Here is a 17,977-nt window from a genome sequence, read left to right on the forward strand (position 1 = left end):
AAGACTATGTCCCTGATTATTAAGGGTCCAATGCCATAGGGAGAAGGATTCTCGGCGGGTGACCGCTGCCTGGACTAGTCTTTTGCATGCAGGTGGGTGCTTCTCGCCCACAGACACGCGCCGAGGCGGCACAGACCCAGCACTTCAGCGCGAGGAGAAAATGATGGTTAGAGATCGTGCGATGACTGGCAATGCCCTCTTCGTCGGCATCCTGCTACTGGCAGGATTGCTCTGCTCCACGTTACCTGCATATGCTCAGTCAGTTCCTCCGCCGTCCGAAGCAGCGAAACAAACTGAAGCGTTGGTCGACAAAGCCGCCGCGTTGATAGACCAAAAAGGCAAAGCCGCGTTTTCCGGGTTTAGAGTGAAAGGCAGTGAGTGGTTCCATGAGGATACCTATCTATTTGTCTATGATCTGAACGCGAATGTCTTGCTGAACCCCGCCTTCCCATCCCGTGAGGGGACGAACGTCCACGGCCAGAAAGACGCTAACGGCAAGCTGTTTCATGACGCCATGATCCGGACGGCTGAAACGACAGGGTCGGGCTGGGTCGACTACATGTTTCTACGGCCGGGGCAGACTCAGCCATCGCATAAGTGGACCTATGTGAAGGCAGTCAAGATTGACGGAGTGCCCGGTCTGGTAGGTTCGGGTTTCTATTCGGAGTAGGTTCTGGCGCGCCTGTGACCGACCGATGACCTGGGAGCGCGCCTCCAATGCGCGACTTTTATCATTGCGGCCCGTCGCTTACCGACCAGCTAACCGCCGAGACATAGGGCGCAAGCGCCAGTTCGCCGACCAGCACCTCCAGCTGGCTATCCTGTTGCCGGGACGCGAATACGACGGCGTTGACCTCGACCTGCCCGCCGGTCTTGAGTGCGTGGCTTTCCAGGCTCTGCAGCGAGAGTCCGTTGGCATCCAGACGCTGCAGCAACGTGGCCCGGATCAGGGCTTCCTGTTGCGACTGTGTGACCGCTTCGATGATGTAGTAGCGCTCGCTGCTGGGTTCAACAGGAGCATGACGGTAGATCAGGCGTGCGAGCGGTGGCAGCGCCAGGTTGCAGAGAATGATCAGCAAAGTGGCAATGAGAGCAGTGGCGAGAAATCCACTGCCGGCGATCACGCCCACTGCACCCGTGCCCCAGACTGTCGCTGCCGTGCTTAGTCCGCGCACGCTCAGACCGTCGCGTATGATGACGCCCCCTCCCAGGAAACCAATACCGGTCACGACCGGCGCGGCCATCCGCACCACTTGATCCTCGACGCCAAGGAGAAAAGGTAGCGTCGTGAACGTCGCTGCGCCCAGCGCCACAAGTGCGTGGGTGGCAATGCCTGTGAAACGTTGCCGCCACTGCCGCTCCAGGCCAATCAGCGCACCGAGGGCCAAGGCCGCAAGCAGATCAAGGGTGATTTCAACGTGCATGCCATTGCGCTCCATCTGACCTGAGCATTCACCTCGAAGGGCCGTATGCTCCATGAGAGACAGCGGTGTCATTGCGTGCAGGCCGTGTAGATGCCTCAAGGCGCACCGTCCACATGTCCCATCAATTCCACGGGTAGCGTAACACCTGATGAACGCAAGGCTGCGCTCGATGTCCGAGGGGATGCTCACGCGCGCGAGCTGGTGCCATGTCGGCAAGTGCGGCGATTCGTTGCGGACTCTCTGTTCGCCGTTAATGGTCCTGCGTGCTCACGTCAGGAAGAAACTAGATGCCGTGACTCACTGTACCTTGTCTGGCTGTGCCCGAAGCTTGTCTTTAATGGCAGTCAGGCAGTTCGTGAACTGGGTGCGAAGCCCCACCGAATTGCTGCTCGGTTCGGCAAGGCCGTCGGTTGTCACGACCCATCCGTCGGGCGTGCGAGAAACATCGAGTTCGAAGTACTCTGCCGATCCGCCATCCAGGACCACCGACTCGCGATAAGCGCCCCGTGGCGAATGAATGACCGCTTCGCAGCCCTGCTGGAGCCTGGCTGGACCATGAGAGGACAAACCGTTTGAGCCGTCGCGAACGGGGACTGCGCCGTACATGCGGAACGCCTCGAACTGCGTTGGCATCGCGGCCGTGACGAACTGGACGTCTGAGTCGGAAATGGCATTTCCGCATCCCGCGAGGACGCCGATTAAAGCGGCGAGCGTGATGCGAGCGCAATTGCCCCAAGAAGTGGACACAGAAGCGCCGCCTACCCGTAGTTTGTGCGCAAACGTTAGCGTTCTCATCTCCAACGGGTCCGCCTCGATGTAAGAATCAAGTATTACGGCGTGCGCATTGCATAAATTGATCGGGGTAAACCCTGATGATAACGGGCCAAAGAAGGTTATTCAGGACACTTGATTATCTGGCACGCGAACCGGAAGGCCCTGCGCAGCACGCGTTGCGCAGCTTGATTGCCACGTAAGTTTCGACGAACAGCATCAAACTTCGATACCGAGCGCACCAATACGCCGATACAGCGTGGCGCGCGCCATCCCGGTCTGTGCGGCGGCTTTCGCCACTTGACCGCCTGCCGCACGCAACGCATCGGTCAGAAAGCGGCGCTCGAAATCGCGCATCGCGTCGTCGTACTGCTGGCACGGCTGCGCACTGGTGTGGTCGGGCCGATCGCGCAAATCCGCCGCCGCGTCGCGCGCCTCGTTCCCGTCGCGCTGCCCGCGCCCGTCGCCAATGAAACGCGCGAGCGAGCGCGCATCGATACGCTCGCTATCCGATAACAGCACCGCGCGCTCGAGCGTATTGCGCAATTCACGCACGTTGCCCGGCCAGCCATACGCGCACAGCACCGCCAGCGCATCGCTGTCGAGTTCGAGATGACCCGCTCCGCTTTCCACCGCCAGCTTGTCGAGAATCGAGTAGGCCATTGCCTCGATGTCCGCCAGGCGCTCGCGCAGCGGCGGCACCCGAATCATCAGCACGTTGAGCCGGTAATAGAGGTCCGCGCGAAAGCGGCCCTGCGCCACGAGCGCGGGCAAATCCGCCGACGTCGCCGCAATGATGCGCACGTCGGTGCGCACGATGCGATTCGAGCCGAGCGGTTCGAACTCCTGCTCCTGCAAAACCCGCAGCAATTTCCCCTGCAGCGCGAGCGGCATGTCGCCGATCTCGTCGAGAAAGAGCGTGCCGCCCTGGGCCAGTTCGAACTTGCCGATACGCCCCTTGCGCTCCGCTCCCGTGTACGCGCCCGCCTCCGCGCCGAAGAATTCCAGTTCCAGCAGCGTGTCGGGAATCGCCGCGACGTTCACCGTCACAAGCGGCCCGTCCGCGCGTCCGGACGCGCCGTGTATGGCGTGCGCAAGCAGTTCCTTGCCCGTGCCCGTTTCGCCGAGCAGGAGCACCGGTGAGGCGAGACGCGCGGCCCGGCGTGCCTGACGCTTCACTTCGAGGCTTGCGGCGCTGGTGCCGATCAGGCTTGAAAAGCTGTACTTCGCGCGACGCACCTGCGCAAGCGACTGGCGCGTGCTGATCAGTTCGGCGCGCAGCCGCGCGTACTGGCTGAAAAGCGGCGACAGTCCCTTGAGTTCGTTGAACAGCACGAAGCCGACTGCGCCGATCGTTTCGCCGTTGTCGTCCTTGATCGGCAAACGCGTAACGACGATCGGATCTTTATCGGTTTCGAGAATGTCGAGCAGAATGGGCTCGCCCCCCTTCACGACGTCGCGCATCATGCTGTTCGGAATGACGCTTTCGCAATCGAGACCGATCACCGCCGCGGGATCGTCAAAGCCGAAGCGCGCCGCGTAGTGCCGGTTGATCCACACCACGCGCGCGTTGCGATCGACGATCACGGTGCCTTCGCTGAACTTGTCGAGCGATTGAAAGAGCGATTGCATCGCCAGTTTGCGCACGTGGTCGTAGTCGGCCAGCAGCGCGGTCGTTTCGATTTCCATTCGGTTCTTTTCTTCGGTCCTGGCCGCTTGTGGCCGCTTGTGGTCGCTGATGGTCCCTTGCGGCCCGTGGATTCTCATTTTCGGGACGCATTATCTCAGAACTGAGATTCTCGCGTGCGCTCCGACAATCCGGCGCTCTACGCGAGGGAGTGCGGGCGGCGGCGCGCTTCGCCGCCAAAGCCGTCTCAGTTTCGAGACACGTTGCCGTTGCAACCTTCCCCCCGCACATCCCGCACGTGTGCTGCCCCCTGACGCGCCGCTGCGCGCAAGGCTCCCCGGCCGCTGGCACATATCGTGCTCTATAGCGCGGTCGCGCCGGCTTCGGTGCGCGCAAACAACAAACAGACCTGCACGAATAAACGAACTGGAGACAAGATGTCCTTTGTGATTGTGATCGCCGCTTTGGCGTTCCTGATGCTGGTCGCCTACCGCGGCTACAGCGTCATTCTCTTTGCGCCCATCGCCGCGCTAGGCGCCGTCCTGCTGATCGATCCCGCCGCCGTCGCACCGGTTTTCTCGGGCATCTTCATGGAAAAGCTGGTCGGCTTCGTCAAGCTCTACTTCCCTGTGTTCCTGCTCGGCGCGGTCTTTGGTAAGGTCATCGAACTATCCGGCTTCTCCGAAGCCATCGTGGCCGCCGCGATCCGCTACATTGGCCGTTCGCGCGCCAATGCGGTAATCGTCGCGGTCTGCGCGCTGCTCACGTATGGCGGCGTCTCGCTCTTCGTCGTGGTGTTCGCCGTCTATCCGTTCGCGGCCGAACTCTATCGCCAGAGCAACATTCCCAAGCGCCTGATGCCCGGCGCCATCGCGCTCGGCGCATTCACGTTCACGATGGATTCACTGCCCGGTACGCCGCAGATCCAGAACATCATTCCCACTACGTTCTTCAAGACGACCGCGTGGGCCGCACCGTGGCTCGGCGTGATCGGCTCGGTCTTTATCATCGTGGTCGGTCTCACCTACCTCGAATGGCGCCGCCGCAGCGCCATGGCGAAGGGCGAAGGCTATGGCACGTCGCTCGTGAACGAACCGGAACGCGTCGAAACGGGCAATCTGCCGCATCCGGCGCTGGCCATTGCGCCGCTCGTGCTCGTTGGCGTCGCCAACTTCCTGCTGACGAAGTGGATTCCGCAGTGGTACGGCGACAGCTTCACCGTCGCGCCGGACGTGCTGCCCGGCATTCACGCACCCGTTACAGTGCCCGTTAAAAGCGTCGTGGCCATCTGGGCCGTTCAGGGCGCACTGCTGCTCGGCATTCTGCTCGTTATCGTCACGGCGTTTGGCCGCGTGAAGGAACGCTTCGCGAGCGGCACGAAAACCGCTGTGGGCGGCGCGCTGCTTGCCACGCTGAACACGGCGTCGGAGTACGGCTTCGGCGGCGTGATCTCGGCGTTGCCCGGTTTTATCGTGATCGGCAATGCGCTCAAAGCGATTCCGAATCCGCTCGTGAATGCGGCCGTGTCGGTTTCCGCGCTCGCGGGTATCACAGGCTCCGCCTCGGGCGGCATGAGCATTGCGCTCGCCGCCATGTCGGACACCTTCATCAAGACCGCTCAGGCCATGCATATTCCGATGGAAGTGCTCCACCGCGTGGTGGCCATGGCGAGCGGCGGCATGGATACGCTGCCGCACAACGGCGCGGTCATCACGCTGCTCGCGGTCACGGGCCTCACGCACCGCGAGTCGTATCGCGACATTTTCGCGGTGACCATCATCAAGACGCTCGCGGTGTTCTTCGTCATTGCCGTGTTCTATCTGACCGGCATCGTCTAACCGGCACTCATTCGAGGCTTCCTCATGCACCTCCCCGACACGCTCTCCCTCGCCGGAAAAACGGCCGTCGTCACCGGATCGACCAGCGGCATCGGTCTCGGCATTGCGACGGCGCTGGCCCGCGCTGGCGCCAATATCGTCCTGAACGGTTTCGGCGACCCCGCGCCCGCACTCGCGCAGATCGAAGCAACCGGCGTGCGCGCAGCACATCACAACGCGGACATGAGCCGCCCTGCCGAAATCGAAGCCCTCGTGGCTTTTGCGGCGAGCACGTTCGGCGGCCTCGATATTCTTGTCAACAACGCGGGCATTCAGTACGTCGAATCGATCGAGAACTTCCCGGTCGAGCGCTGGGATCAGATCATCGCGATCAATCTGAGCGCGACGTTTCACGCAACGCGTGCGGCGCTTCCCATCATGCGCGCGGCGGGTTGGGGACGCGTGATCAATATCGCTTCGGTACACGGGCTGGTGGGCTCAGTCGGCAAGTCGGCCTACGTCGCGGCCAAGCACGGCGTGATCGGGCTCACCAAGGTCGCCGCACTGGAGACGGCGCGCAGCGGCGTGACCGTCAATGCCATCTGTCCGGGCTGGGTGCTCACCCCGCTCGTGCAGAAGCAGATCGACGATCTGGCCCACCGCGAGGCAATTTCCCTCGAAGACGCCACGCTGAAACTGCTCGGCGAAAAGCAACCGTCTGGAAGCTTTGCGACGGTCGAGCAGATTGGCGGCGTAGCGGCGTTTCTGTGCTCGGCGGCGGCGAACGAGATGCGCGGCGCCGAACTCAAGGTGGACGGCGGCTGGCTCGCGCAGTAAACGTGGCGGCGGCGCGCGAGGTCAATCGCGCGCCATGCGCCGCAGCTTCATGGCGTGCAGCCGGTGGCTGAGCCCTTTGAATACACTGCCTTCGTGCGGGTCGCCGAAGTGAAACAGCACTGTGCACCGAATGCTGGAGGGCGCGCAGGCCTGATTCGCGTGCAACGAGCGCAAACCCCAGATGAAGTAAAGATTACCCGGCTGCAACGTCACGACTTTCGCCGAAAGCCATTTCTGAACCCGCGGCAAGCGCCAGATTTTTTCAAGCAGCTTTTCCACGATTGCCTTCTCAACGATATTGGCGATCACAGAGCGCCGCGCATTGCGTAGATTCGGGAACATCACGAGGTGGCCTGCCCGCTCGCCGGGGTCATTCGGAATCAGAACCGGCAGCAAGATCGACACGGCATACGAGTCGTAGTGGAAATTGTTCGAGTGACGGATTCCTTGCTCTCCCGAAAGCACCCGCATGACCGGGAAAATCGCGTCGCTGGGCGGCGGCGTCCCCATCTTGCGCACATACAGCTGGCGCAATAACGCGTGCAGCCCCGCATCTTCGAAAAGCGGGGCAAGACAGGTGCCGCTTATCCATGGCGCTCCGTTAAAGCCGAAGTATCGGGCGCCGTTCTGCTCGACCAATTCGGTTACGCCATTGCGAAGCTTTGCGAGAATTGCGGGTGGCACGATGTCGTACAGCACACCCACGCCGTCGTCGTCCATCGACTGGGCGAGCGCTTGCGCACCCTGCACGTCTACCTGCGCAAATTCATCAAGCTGCCGTTCATCGTTCAGCGCGTTCATTGGGGTCCCTCGCGCAGCCTGCTCGGTGTATACAGGCACACGTCAATGCAGACCGTAGACTGAGCGAAAAAACATTCGTGTTCCGTACGTCTTCGTACAGAACACCTGAACGCGTCGATTTATATGCCGGCTGGTTATTTCGGGTCGCTTACTTTTTATCTCGACATGCCAGAACCGAAGCTACCGCATACCTTCGTTAGCTATCGCTTCGCGCCTGCTCGCCAGGCGCCCCTTCCGCGACCACCGGCCAGACCAGCTGTTCGAACTGCTCTGGCGCGACAGGCCTGGAATACAAATAGCCCTGCGCGAAATCGCAGCCCATGGTCTTGAGAAAATCCCGTTGCTCGACCGTTTCCACGCCTTCGGCGATGACCTGAATGCCGAGTTTGTGTGCAAGCACCACCATCGCCTCGCATAGCACCTGGTTGTTTTCGTCCACGCTCAGGTTCTGGACAAACGAGCGATCGATTTTCAGGTAATCGATATCGAAGCGCTTGAGATAGGCAAGCGAGGAATAGCCGGTGCCGAAGTCGTCGATCGAAAGGCCGATGCCCGCAAGACGGAAATCCAGCAGCCGCTCGTCGATATTCGATTCAGCCTGCAGCAACAGACCCTCGGTAATTTCCACCACCACGCTTTGTCCCGGCACGCCCTCGCGATTGAGGTAGTCATGCCACCGCGCGCCAACCATGCTGTCCTGGCGGACCTGCACCGGCGACATGTTCACGCTGATCTGGAACGACGGATCATAGTGCTCGCGCCAGAGCCGCGCCTGTTGCACGGCTTGCCTGAACACCCAGTCGCCGATCGGAATGATGAGGCCGGTATCTTCCGCGAGCGGAATGAATTCCAGCGGGCTGATCATGCCCCGCTCGGGATGCAGCCAGCGTATCAGCGCCTCCGCTTTGCGCACTTGTCCCGTTGCAAGGTCAACAACCGGCTGATAGAGCAGCCGAAGCTGATCGCGAGGAAGCGCGGCACGCAGGTCGCTGGTCAGGCGCAGGCGCGTTTGCGCCTCCAGTTGCATGTCGGGCGTGAAGTAGCTGAAGCGATTGCGTCCAGCGTTCTTGGCCGCATACATGGCCTGGTCGGCATTCTTGAACAGTGCATCGAGTTCGACGGTGTCGTCGGGGAAGACGGTCACGCCAATGCTCGCCGAAATGTAGACCTCGTCCGCGCCGAGCTTGAATGGCTCGGTCAGTTTGCGATTGATGCTGCGCACGGTCTGTTCGACCGCCTCCATGTCTTCCAGATCGGGCAGGATCACCGTGAACTCGTCGCCGCCCAGTCGCGCGACGGTGTCCAGATTGCGCACGCACGCGCTAATGCGGCGCCCGGCTTCGATCAGCAGCACGTCGCCGCGGTCGTGGCCCAGCGAGTCGTTCACTTCCTTGAAGCGATCGAGGTCGATCAGCATCAAGGCCACGCGCCTTCCCGAACGGCTCGCGAGCGCCGCCTCCTCGGTCAGACGGTCGTGAAAGAGCTGCCGGTTCGGAAGCCCCGTCAGTGCATCGAAATTGGCCTGTTTCCAGATGGTGGCCTCGAACGCCATCCGGTCGGAGAGGTCGCGCCCCACCGCGAGCACGGAACTGACATGCCCGGAACGGTCGATCTCAGGCGTAATGCGAATGTGGGTACATTGCTCCTGCCCGTCCTTTCCCGCCCACCTCAGTTCGAACTGCGCGCTTTTTCCCGTCGCGATGACATCGGCAATCTTCCGTTCGTAGACCAGCGCATTCGCGCCGCCGGGAAGCTCCGAAGGCCGCTTGCCGAGCACGCTGGCGAGATCGCATCCCGCCGAGGTGCAAAAGGCCGGATTGGCAAACGTGCGGCGCAGCTCGCGGTCATATCGCGTGATCGTATCGGGCGAGTTATCGATCAGCGTGCGCGCCTCCCGTTCGCGGGCGACGAGTTCCGCCGTTCGGTCGACGACCGTCTGCTCGAGCGTCGCATTGATTTCGTTGATCTTCTGAATCTTCTGCCTGATTGCCGCACGCATGCGCTCAAAGCGCTGCGCCAGCCGGGCCAGTTCGTCCGGCCCTCCGGCCGAAGCCGCCTCCTGCGCGCCTTCGTCCTCGACGGCGCCGGCATCCTCGCCCGTGTCGTGCATCCGGCGCACCAGGTCCTGCAACGGCGCCGAAATACTGATTGAAATAAACCAGGCAAGAAAAATGGAAAGCAGAAACCCGGAAATACCGACCACCACGATCTGGTTGCGTACGGCCTGCGCCTCCGCAGTGAGACTCTGTTCGGCAATCGTGCTGACCACGAACCAGCTCGTGCCGGGAATTCGGGCGTAAGCGGCAAGATAATGGCCGCCGTGTTGCGCGGCGAAATTGACGAACCGGCTCGTTTCGCCAGATAGGCGATGGCGGACGATATCCGCGATCAGGCCGGGCTCGGGCGTGGCGCCCGGATTGGGCGACGCCGCATGATTCGGGACTACGATGATTTTGTTGTCGCTCGCGTCGAATACGTAGATCTCAGTCCCGCTGCCTGCCGCAACGTCGTTGAAGATCGTCGAAAAGTATTCGGGGCGAACGACCAGAACCAGACTGCCGATCTTCGTGTTGTCGCTCTTGTTGTAGATGGCGCGCACCATCCCCAGGTTTTGCTGCCCCACCCCATCGTCGTAGCTGCCCCAGTAGGTGCGTTCCTGCGACTCTTGCGCGAGGCCGACGAGCGCCGTCACTCCGGTAGTCAACTGCGCAAAAGCCTGGGTATCCAGAATCTGGTCTTTCTGGTCGAGCAAATACTTTTGATTGATGAAATCGACCGACCCGTAGTGCTCCAGCAGCAAACGCGTCATGTCCTCGCGCGCCTCGCTCTGCTCTCTGGCGCCGCCGCTTGCCGCTCTCGCCAGTGCGCCCTGAACGCGATCCGAAAGCACGAGAAGATTGCTTTCCGATTCGATCTGCTGCATGCGCAGCTCGACATTTCTGGAAACCTGCCGCACCACCTCTTTCGAAAAGATCTCCGCGTTTTCCTTGATCGCCGCAACCGACTTCACATAGGAAATGCAGCCCGAAATGATAATGGGCAACAGCGCCAACAGAATGAAAGCGGCAATCAGCCGATAGCGAATCTCGACGCGTCGAAGCAAATCCTGGCAGAGGTAATCGAAAGCGCGTCGCAGCGACGCGGAGATCGAATTCATTTGTAGTGCATCTTCGCTTCAGTCTTGACCGAGAGGTCCAGGCGCTGCGCAGCCTGCCTGGGCGTGATTTTCCTGAGCAGCACATCCTGCATCAATTTATGCACCAGCTCAATCGTGTTGGAAGGAAGCGACGAATAATAGGGGCTCGCCGTGACCGGATAGCGGCTGACCGCATTCGTGTACTCGACGATCTCCACGTCGCTGACCACGGTGCCCATGCCTTGCTGAAACGGCGAAACGTTGTGGCGTTTCCTCTGTAGAATCGGGAATCCCTTGCCGGCGATGAATTCCAGAAAACGCATGGCCGCAGCCTTGTTGGGCGTTTCGCAAACGGCAAAACCCGTTTCGCTGCCGAACACCGGCACAACGCGTTCACCGCGCGCGTTCCATGGCGGCACGAACACGCCCACGGAGAAATCGTTTCCATTGAGCATGAGGCCGGCGGCCCAGCTGCCCTGAAACGCCATCGCCACCTTGCCTTCCTTGAACAGGCGAATGCCCTCGTCGTAGCCCGTCGTCATGAACGACGGCTGCGCGTAACCGCGCTCGGGAATCAGGGCGATCCTCGCGAAGATATCGGCTACCTGCGGCGTGTCGAGGTTCAGCGTGCCGTCCGCCATCTTCTCTTTCCAATGCGGCTCGTGCGCGACCACATTGTTGGCGAAGCCAGATGCAAATGGCCCGTTGCCGAGCATGTTCGGAAAGCCGCCGCTCCACATCACCGGAATCATTCCCGCCTGCTTGAGCTTGGCGCATACCGCCAGGAACTCATCGAAATTCGCGGGCAGCGTATCGATACCGGCCTTGGCGAACATGGCGCGGTTGTAATAGATCATCGTTGTCGCCACACCGCCCGAAATGCCGAATCCCTTGCCGTCGCGGCTGGTCCAGTCGGACTTGAGCGGATCGAGCATGTGCTTCCATGCGGCGCTCTCGCGGACATCGGCGAGCACGCCCTGGTCCGCCAGCTCGGCCGCATAGGCGTTCGGATTAATGCTGACGAGGTCCGGCAGCGTGCCGGCCGCCACGCGTGGCTTGATGTTCTCCTCGACCGAATTGCCGACCATGAACTGCACGTTCACGTGCACGTCCGGATTGAGTTTGTCGAACTCGGCGGCGATCTGGAGCATTTCCTGCGGCCAGTCCGGCGCCCAGATCAATGCGGTGATGGTGGTCCGTGCCGGCGCGGCCTTGCTGCTCTGGGCGCTGTTCTGCTGATCGCAACCCAGGAGCAAGAACATGCCGATCAAACCAGACAGCAGCCAGGCAAACTTGAATCCGTGCACGTAACGCTCGCTTTCAGTTCTGGAGTAGCAAACCAGGCACACAAACCCTGGACGCAGGGGAACCAGATTGCATATCGGCCAAAACCGGGCATCACTTGAGGAAACCTGTACTCGAGCCGGCACGCGCCGACCGGCGAGCTGTTACGGACGAACGTTCATGCCCGTTAGCAAACGTTGGCGCAGCGCGCTGCGCTAACGTAATCCAATAGCGTTGAGTATTTTTGCGCAGACATAGAACGGGCGTGCGCGCGTGGCGCGTCACTGCACCTCATGACGCGGCGAGCGCAATGGCTCGCCGCCTTCGCTCACTCGACTCGTTTCAGTCGAGGGAAGGGCTGCATTCGCGGTCGAGCGCTGCGACACGCGCGGGCCGCTCCATTGCCGCAAGCCGCTGCAACGTCACGAGGCCGAACACCGCGAGCGCGCAGCCGAGCACCAGATCGGCGCGAATGCCGGCACGGTCCACGATCGCGCCGCCCACCGACGAGCCAAGCGCGATCGCCACCTGGATCACGCTCACGAACATGGCCGACCCCGCTTCGGCCTGATCGGCCGTGCCGCGCTGAATCCACACGGAAAAGCACAGCGGAATCGCGCCGAACGCCACACCCCACATCAGCATCGCCGCGATTTCGCCAACGCGTACGTGGTCGAGCAGGATCATCGCCGAGAGCGCACACAACAGCAGCGCCGTCATCGTCGCCACGGCGAACTTCAAACGCGTGGCGACGAAAGCCGAAGTCAACGCGTTCGAGAAAAAGCCGATCACGCCGAATGCGAGCAGCAGCAGCGTGATCGCGCTCATCGTAAAGTCTTGCTGAAGCAGCGGCGCAATGAACGTGTACGTCGAAAAATGCGCGCCGAACACGAGCGCGACCATGAGCATGCTCAGGCGCACATGCGGGCGGCGCAACAGCATGACGAAATCGGCAAGACGCAATGCGGCAGCCGAAGGCAGCGACGGCACCAGCAATGCCTGAGCGATCAGCGCGAGCGCGACAAGACCGCCTGTCACGAAAAACGACATGCGCCACGAGGCAAGCCCGGCGATAAAGGTGCCGAGCGGCACGCCGATCACCGTTGCGCAAGTCACGCCGGTGAGGATGATGGCCGTTGCGCGTGCGGCGTCGCTCGTGTGCACGAGGCGCCCCGCTGCGGCCGTCGCGAGCGTCCAGAAGCCGCCGAGCGCCGCGCCGAGCATCGCGCGGCCCACCAGCATGAGCGCGAAATTCGTCGAAAGTGCGCAGACGATATCGGACGCGAGCAGCATGGCCGTGAGCAACAAAAATACGTGGCGCCGATCCATGCGCCCCGCAAACATCATGAGGCCCGGCGCGAAAATCGCGGCCATCACGCCCGGCGTGGTCACCATGAGGCCAGCGGTGCCCGGCGTCACGCCAAGCTCGCGGGCGATTTCGGTGAGCAAACCAACCGGCAGGAATTCGGACGTCACGAACGCGAATGCGCTGATCGCCACGGCAAAGACGGACAACCACTGGCGCAGTGTCGTCTCTTGAAGCGGCGCGGGCGCAAGATTGGGAGAACGGTCGTTCATGTTTCGATGACTGTTTTGAGCGGGGCGAATAATAAAAGCCATTGTTCGGCAATTTCACACCAAAAAATGGGGAAAATCGCCGTTTAAATGGCCAATCGGGAATGGCGTTTAAATTAACATCAAAAAAAGAAACGCGTGCGGCCCGACAATTGGCGGGGTCGGCAAAAGGGTTATGAACGGAATGTGACGCGGCGTGCCGCCCACAGGCTTGCGGGGCGGAGATGATGTCATTTCAGTCCCGGAAAAATAAACGATATTTTTCCGGGGAAAAGTTAGGCGTCGATTAGTTTGAGTTTAGATCCGCGTTTGCACACCCACGCGCGCGATGAACTGATTCGGTCCACTCGATGTGCCATCGGGGTCGAGCACGGCGCTGTCATGATGCGAGCGCACGAAGCGAGCAAGACAAAAGGTGCTCAAGAAGCACGGGGTCGTGGCGGCCCCTGGGCGGCCAACGCCTGGCAGAGGGCTTCGAGCCGGGCGATATCGACGCCCTCGCCATCGCACCTCGCGAACCTGGCGCGCGCGACGCGTTCATGCGGGTCTTTCAACCGCCGGGACCGGTTCGCCCGGCGCCTTTTCGCGCTTGACGGCGTACATCGCAAGATCGGCGCGGCGCAGAACCAGATCGACGTCCAGCTCGTTCGCCGCGACCGTCGTGAAGCCGACGCTCGCCCCAACGCTCACCAGGAGCCCGGGCGCCAGTTCGAAGGGCCGCTCGATCGCTTCGGTCACGAGGCTCGCCCTTTCGCGCGGCGCCCGGTCCGCCTGAGGATCGACGATCACGAATTCGTCGCCGCCCATGCGGGCCACCCATGCGCCCGCGCTGGCCAGCATGCGCAGGCGGCTCGCGACCTGCACGAGCAGCATGTCGCCGGCCTTGTGGCCATGCGCGTCGTTGACCAGCTTGAAGCCGTCGAGATCGACGAAGAACACCGTCATGCCCGCCTTGAGGGGCGTCGCGCTTGCCGGTCCCGCCGCGCTGAAGAGGCCGTCGCGGTTCAGCAGCCCCGTGAGGGCATCGTGGCGCGCGCGATGGCTGTTTTCCCGTTCGGCCTTCATCGTCGAGATGAGCATGGCGTTCAGGTGCCGCGCGGCGGCGCTCATGGCGAACAGATAGAAGGGAATTTGCAGGAGCGAGAGCAGGAGCACCGGCTCGCCGCCCAGCAGCGCGCCGATGCAGCACGGGCCGAGCGAAAGGCAGATCATGACCGCCACGAGCCGCGGCGCCGCGAAATTGCGGAAGCAGATCCCGCCCACCATCGCGGCGGCGGAAAGGAAGGCGAGCGTGGCGGATACCCAGTCCCGGCTCATGGCGCTGACGAGCGCGCCGTAGCCCACGGTCGCGCCCCACAACGGCGCGAGGAGAATATAGACGTCGGTGGGCGTGCTCTTGCCCTCCCTCGCGCGGCGGCGCGAAAGGGTAAGAATGGCGAGCCGCACCATACAGACGACGATCTCGGCAATGAGCCAGAACTTGAACGGAAGCGTTCCATGGCGGCGTGCCAGGAGCCACGCCACGGCCACGGTATTGGACACGCCGCCGAAGAAGATCGGCAGGGTTCCGAACAAGGTGCCGACAAGGGCGACACGGATTTCGTGCGGCGTGTCCTGTCCGGGCTCGGTCAACCAACGGGCCAGCTTGCCACGCGGCAAAGAGTAGATTTCGTTGCGGGAGCTCACATGCGTCACCGTCGGTCGTACCGCGCGCCAGACGTTTTCGCCCCTCGCGCCCTGTCAAGTCCGCGTCGTACGGCCGTGCGAAAGCAACGGGCGCCGCCGCCCAACTGCGATAACGGCAGGCTGTAAGGAAAACTTTAGGAATGCGGTGGGTGAGGGGCTTTGGTTGAGCTAGCAACCAATGGGGGAAATTGGCGTGCGCATCATACGATTTACATCAGACCAGGCACGATGCGTGAAGCAACGCGCTGCCAGAATTTTAGGGTCTGACTAGACCGCTCGCAAGGGCGCCCGGTCCAGTACATAGCGCGCAAAAAGACGCCGCCACCATGGCAAGACCCAATCCCCGGTTGCCTCCGGTAATCAGCACCGTTTGATTCTGCATCGTCTCCATCGCGCCCTCCTGTTCTCGCCGAAGCCGGTGCACACTGCAACCGGCATGCTAAAGACGGATGGGCAAACGAAAACGGATCGGTCCACTAAAAAAAAGTTATCGACTGCGCGCGACGATGCCGCTAACGGGCGACGGTGACGGTCATCTCGGATTCGTACGTGATCTTCACGTGGCTATGGTGCTTGAGGGTCTGCATCACCTCGACGAGATCGGGGCGGCTCACCCGAATGGAGCGCGCAGTGCCCGACTTGTCCACGATGGTCAGGAGGTTGAGCTTGCGGTCGACGGCTGTGACTTGCGCCACGCCGCTAAAGACGCGGAGCACCTGGAAGTTTTCGTTGTCGGCGCCGGAGGAGTGCTGCGTAATTTTTGCCGTGTGGTTCAGGCGCGTGATCGCCACGCCGTTGGCGGGCGTCAAACCGGTGACATACGGCTCCAGATAGTGGGTTGTAAGCTTGTCGCCGACCTTGACGACATCGAGCACGTCCGGATGCTCTTTCACACTGAAGCTCAGGTCGTCGCGCCCCGGCACGGTCACGACGATCAGCGCATTCTTCCGATCGATCAGACTGATCGTGCCGCTTTCCGTATCGACGGATGCCCCGGCTGGCATGGCTTCCGAAGCGGCGGAGGCCTGCGTGTCGGCGGCCAGGCAGATGGGTGCCGTGGCGGCATAAACGCCAATGGCCGCGACGCAGAGCGCAAGGCTGCGCGCGAACGACATGCACGTATTCGATCGATAGAGCATGGTAGTCCCCTTGAAACGATCAGGTGCCACGCTTGTTGCGCCGGTCCGGGACCATGGCGTGTGCTCTCGGAGCCTAACACTGCAGCACGCCCCGGGCATCGGACTTTAGTCTTATAGGGTCGATGCGATCGATACGGTCGATACGGTCAATACAGCTTAACGCGCGAAGGCCGCCGCGCAGCGTGCCTGAGCCTGGCCCGGCACCGGCGAGTGAAACGAGAACAAGCCACCCGCCTGCGGCTGCTTTTCGCGCTCGGCGGCCGTGAGCCCCTTCCACGCAGTCGTGGCGTACACGGTGCGCAGATCGTCCCCGCCGAACGCGAGCTTCGTGATGTTCGCGCAAGGAAACGCCACCTGCTCAACCAGTTCGCCTTCGGGAGAATAGCGCTCGATGCGCCAGCCGCCGAATAGCGCGACCCACACGTAGCCCTCGGCGTCCACCGCCATGCCGTCCGGGTGGCCGTCGCCGCCAATCGCGGTGAAGATGCGCTTGCGCGACAGCGTGCCGTCAACGGCGACGTCGAACGCATAGACAACGCGGCGCATCGTGTCGTTGTGATAGAGCGTGCGGCCGTCCGGGCTCATGGCCGGGCCGTTGGTGATCACATAGCCGCTGTCCTGTGCGCTCATCGTGCCGCCTTCGTCCACGCGGTACAGCGTGCCGGTCGGCGCTTCTTCGGCGTCGTCCATCGAGCCGAACCACAAGCGTCCTTGCGCATCGGCGAAACCGTCGTTCAGACGATTGCCCGGCAAATGCGGCTCGACGTCCACCAGCTTGTCGAATTCCCCGCTCACCGCATCGAAGCGATACAGGCCGTCGGGCATGCCGCACACGAAAACCCGGTCGCCGAGCGGCGCGAGAAAGCCGACCTGGTCGGGCGCATACCACGTCGTGCGCACCCCGGTCGTGACCACGAGGCGATGAATCTGGCGGCCCTTGATATCGACGAAATAGATCGCGTCTTCCGCGGCCTGCCACAGCGGCCCTTCGGCAAGCTCCGCGCCGATGGGCCATACGCACACAGGAACCGGCATCGTCATTCTCCGTACCATCCACAGTCGACAAAGTAATCGCGGCCCGAGCAGCGCGAGGCGTCGTCGGAAGCGAGGAACAACGCCATGCGCGCGACATGCTCGGGCTCGATGCGCAGGGGCAGACACTGCCCCGCCACCACCTTCGCCTCGCTCTCCGGCGTTTGCCACAGGTTCATCTGGCGCGGCGTTTTCACGGCGCCCGGGATGATGCAGTTCACGCGAATGCCCGCGCTGCCCAGATCGCGCGCAAGACCGCGCGTGAGCCCCTCGATGCCGGCCTTCGCGGTCAGGTAAATCGGCAGGTTCGGCAATGCCACATGCCACGACACCGACCCGAAGTTCAGGATCACGCCGCGACCCGCCTCGCGCATGCCCCGCGCGGCGGCTTGCGCGCAGAAGAACTGGTGGCGCAGGTTCACGGCGATACGCTCGTCCCAGTACTGCCCCGTGAGTTCGCCGATATCGTGGCGGTCGTCGTTGCCCGCGTTGTTCACGAGCACGTCGATCGGGCCCGCCGCTTCGACAATCGAAGCGAACACGCTTTCGATCGCGTCGACGCTGCGCAGATCGCAACGCTTGAACAGCGGCGGATGCTTCGCATGCCGAAGCGTTTCCTGCAGGGCCAGCGAATCCTGTTCGGCCACGTCGAGGAAGAACACGCGAGCGCCCTGCTGCGCGAACGCCTCGACAACCGCAGCGCCGATACCGCTGCCGCCGCCGGTGATAACGACGGTTTTGTCCGCCAGGCTCGGATAGATTGCGTACGACATCAGATATTCCAGTTTTGACTTGTAGAACCCCAAACAGGGCGGCGAGCCATCAATAGCTCGCCACCCTGACCTGCT

General features: G+C 62.1%; 14 protein-coding genes. 3 read left to right on the forward strand and 11 right to left on the reverse strand.

Annotated features, from left to right (window positions below; genetic code table 11):
* The first annotated feature begins 181 nt into the window (after positions 1-181).
* Entirely contained in the window at positions 182-670 is a 489-nt protein-coding gene (locus tag U5A57_RS12585; RefSeq protein WP_321911248.1) for a cache domain-containing protein, read from the forward strand.
* Between the two features lie 61 nt (positions 671-731).
* On the opposite strand, the gene U5A57_RS12590 is transcribed toward U5A57_RS12585, so the two are convergent.
* From U5A57_RS12590 to U5A57_RS12600, 3 genes are all read right to left on the reverse strand, one after another.
* Positions 732-1,424, reverse strand: a complete 693-nt coding sequence (locus U5A57_RS12590) for an MgtC/SapB family protein (RefSeq protein ID WP_321911251.1) — start codon at positions 1,422-1,424, stop codon at positions 732-734.
* Between the two features lie 297 nt (positions 1,425-1,721).
* A complete protein-coding gene (locus U5A57_RS12595) occupies positions 1,722-2,171 on the reverse strand; it encodes a hypothetical protein (RefSeq protein ID WP_321911253.1) in 450 nt (149 codons plus the stop codon).
* A gap of 243 nt (positions 2,172-2,414) precedes the next feature.
* Entirely contained in the window at positions 2,415-3,884 is a 1,470-nt protein-coding gene (locus tag U5A57_RS12600; RefSeq protein ID WP_321911254.1) for a sigma-54 interaction domain-containing protein, read from the reverse strand.
* Positions 3,885-4,259: 375 nt separating this feature from the next.
* Here U5A57_RS12600 and U5A57_RS12605 point away from each other — a divergent pair, with 375 nt between their 5' ends.
* Positions 4,260-5,660, forward strand: a complete 1,401-nt coding sequence (locus U5A57_RS12605; protein WP_321911255.1) for a GntP family permease — start codon at positions 4,260-4,262, stop codon at positions 5,658-5,660.
* 24 nt (positions 5,661-5,684) lie between these two features.
* A complete protein-coding gene (locus U5A57_RS12610) occupies positions 5,685-6,476 on the forward strand; it encodes a 3-hydroxybutyrate dehydrogenase (RefSeq protein WP_321911257.1) in 792 nt (263 codons plus the stop codon).
* Between the two features lie 21 nt (positions 6,477-6,497).
* Here the strand turns inward: U5A57_RS12610 and U5A57_RS12615 are convergent, their stop codons facing one another.
* The 8 genes from U5A57_RS12615 to U5A57_RS12650 form a co-directional block, all read right to left on the reverse strand.
* On the reverse strand, positions 6,498-7,196 hold the full coding sequence (locus U5A57_RS12615; RefSeq protein ID WP_321911259.1) for a hypothetical protein: 699 nt from the start codon (positions 7,194-7,196) through the stop codon (positions 6,498-6,500).
* A 277-nt stretch (positions 7,197-7,473) separates the two neighbouring features.
* Positions 7,474-10,434, reverse strand: a complete 2,961-nt coding sequence (locus U5A57_RS12620) for an EAL domain-containing protein (protein ID WP_321911260.1) — start codon at positions 10,432-10,434, stop codon at positions 7,474-7,476.
* Positions 10,431-11,675 (reverse strand): ABC transporter substrate-binding protein, encoded by a 1,245-nt coding sequence (locus U5A57_RS12625; protein WP_321911332.1) that lies wholly within the window; start codon positions 11,673-11,675, stop codon positions 10,431-10,433. Before U5A57_RS12625 ends, U5A57_RS12620 begins: the two co-directional genes overlap by 4 nt.
* A 364-nt stretch (positions 11,676-12,039) precedes the next feature.
* Positions 12,040-13,275, reverse strand: a complete 1,236-nt coding sequence (locus tag U5A57_RS12630; protein WP_321911262.1) for an MFS transporter — start codon at positions 13,273-13,275, stop codon at positions 12,040-12,042.
* A 534-nt stretch (positions 13,276-13,809) separates the two neighbouring features.
* Positions 13,810-14,958: a GGDEF domain-containing protein gene (locus U5A57_RS12635; RefSeq protein ID WP_321911263.1), complete on the reverse strand. Its 1,149-nt coding sequence runs from the start codon at positions 14,956-14,958 to the stop codon at positions 13,810-13,812.
* A 512-nt stretch (positions 14,959-15,470) separates the two neighbouring features.
* Complete coding sequence (locus U5A57_RS12640) at positions 15,471-16,073, reverse strand: hypothetical protein (RefSeq protein ID WP_321911265.1); 603 nt, start codon at positions 16,071-16,073, stop codon at positions 15,471-15,473.
* Between the two features lie 180 nt (positions 16,074-16,253).
* On the reverse strand, positions 16,254-17,138 hold the full coding sequence (locus U5A57_RS12645; protein WP_321911266.1) for an SMP-30/gluconolactonase/LRE family protein: 885 nt from the start codon (positions 17,136-17,138) through the stop codon (positions 16,254-16,256).
* Positions 17,135-17,902: an SDR family oxidoreductase gene (locus U5A57_RS12650; protein WP_321911268.1), complete on the reverse strand. Its 768-nt coding sequence runs from the start codon at positions 17,900-17,902 to the stop codon at positions 17,135-17,137. Before U5A57_RS12650 ends, U5A57_RS12645 begins: the two co-directional genes overlap by 4 nt.
* Positions 17,903-17,977: the final 75 nt, after the last annotated feature.

The organism is Paraburkholderia sp. J11-2 (assembly GCF_905220185.1).
GTDB lineage: Bacteria > Pseudomonadota > Gammaproteobacteria > Burkholderiales > Burkholderiaceae > Paraburkholderia.

Coding starts and splice junctions, on each gene's coding strand:
- U5A57_RS12585 (WP_321911248.1), top strand. CDS start 182: ATGACTGGCAATGCCCTCTTCGTCGGCATCCTGCTACTGGCAGGATTG.
- U5A57_RS12590 (WP_321911251.1), bottom strand. CDS start 1,424: ATGCACGTTGAAATCACCCTTGATCTGCTTGCGGCCTTGGCCCTCGGT.
- U5A57_RS12600 (WP_321911254.1), bottom strand. CDS start 3,884: ATGGAAATCGAAACGACCGCGCTGCTGGCCGACTACGACCACGTGCGC.
- U5A57_RS12605 (WP_321911255.1), top strand. CDS start 4,260: ATGTCCTTTGTGATTGTGATCGCCGCTTTGGCGTTCCTGATGCTGGTC.
- U5A57_RS12610 (WP_321911257.1), top strand. CDS start 5,685: ATGCACCTCCCCGACACGCTCTCCCTCGCCGGAAAAACGGCCGTCGTC.
- U5A57_RS12615 (WP_321911259.1), bottom strand. CDS start 7,196: ATGGACGACGACGGCGTGGGTGTGCTGTACGACATCGTGCCACCCGCA.
- U5A57_RS12620 (WP_321911260.1), bottom strand. CDS start 10,434: ATGAATTCGATCTCCGCGTCGCTGCGACGCGCTTTCGATTACCTCTGC.
- U5A57_RS12625 (WP_321911332.1), bottom strand. CDS start 11,675: ATGTTCTTGCTCCTGGGTTGCGATCAGCAGAACAGCGCCCAGAGCAGC.
- U5A57_RS12630 (WP_321911262.1), bottom strand. CDS start 13,275: ATGAACGACCGTTCTCCCAATCTTGCGCCCGCGCCGCTTCAAGAGACG.
- U5A57_RS12640 (WP_321911265.1), bottom strand. CDS start 16,073: ATGTCGTTCGCGCGCAGCCTTGCGCTCTGCGTCGCGGCCATTGGCGTT.
- U5A57_RS12645 (WP_321911266.1), bottom strand. CDS start 17,138: ATGACGATGCCGGTTCCTGTGTGCGTATGGCCCATCGGCGCGGAGCTT.
- U5A57_RS12650 (WP_321911268.1), bottom strand. CDS start 17,902: ATGTCGTACGCAATCTATCCGAGCCTGGCGGACAAAACCGTCGTTATC.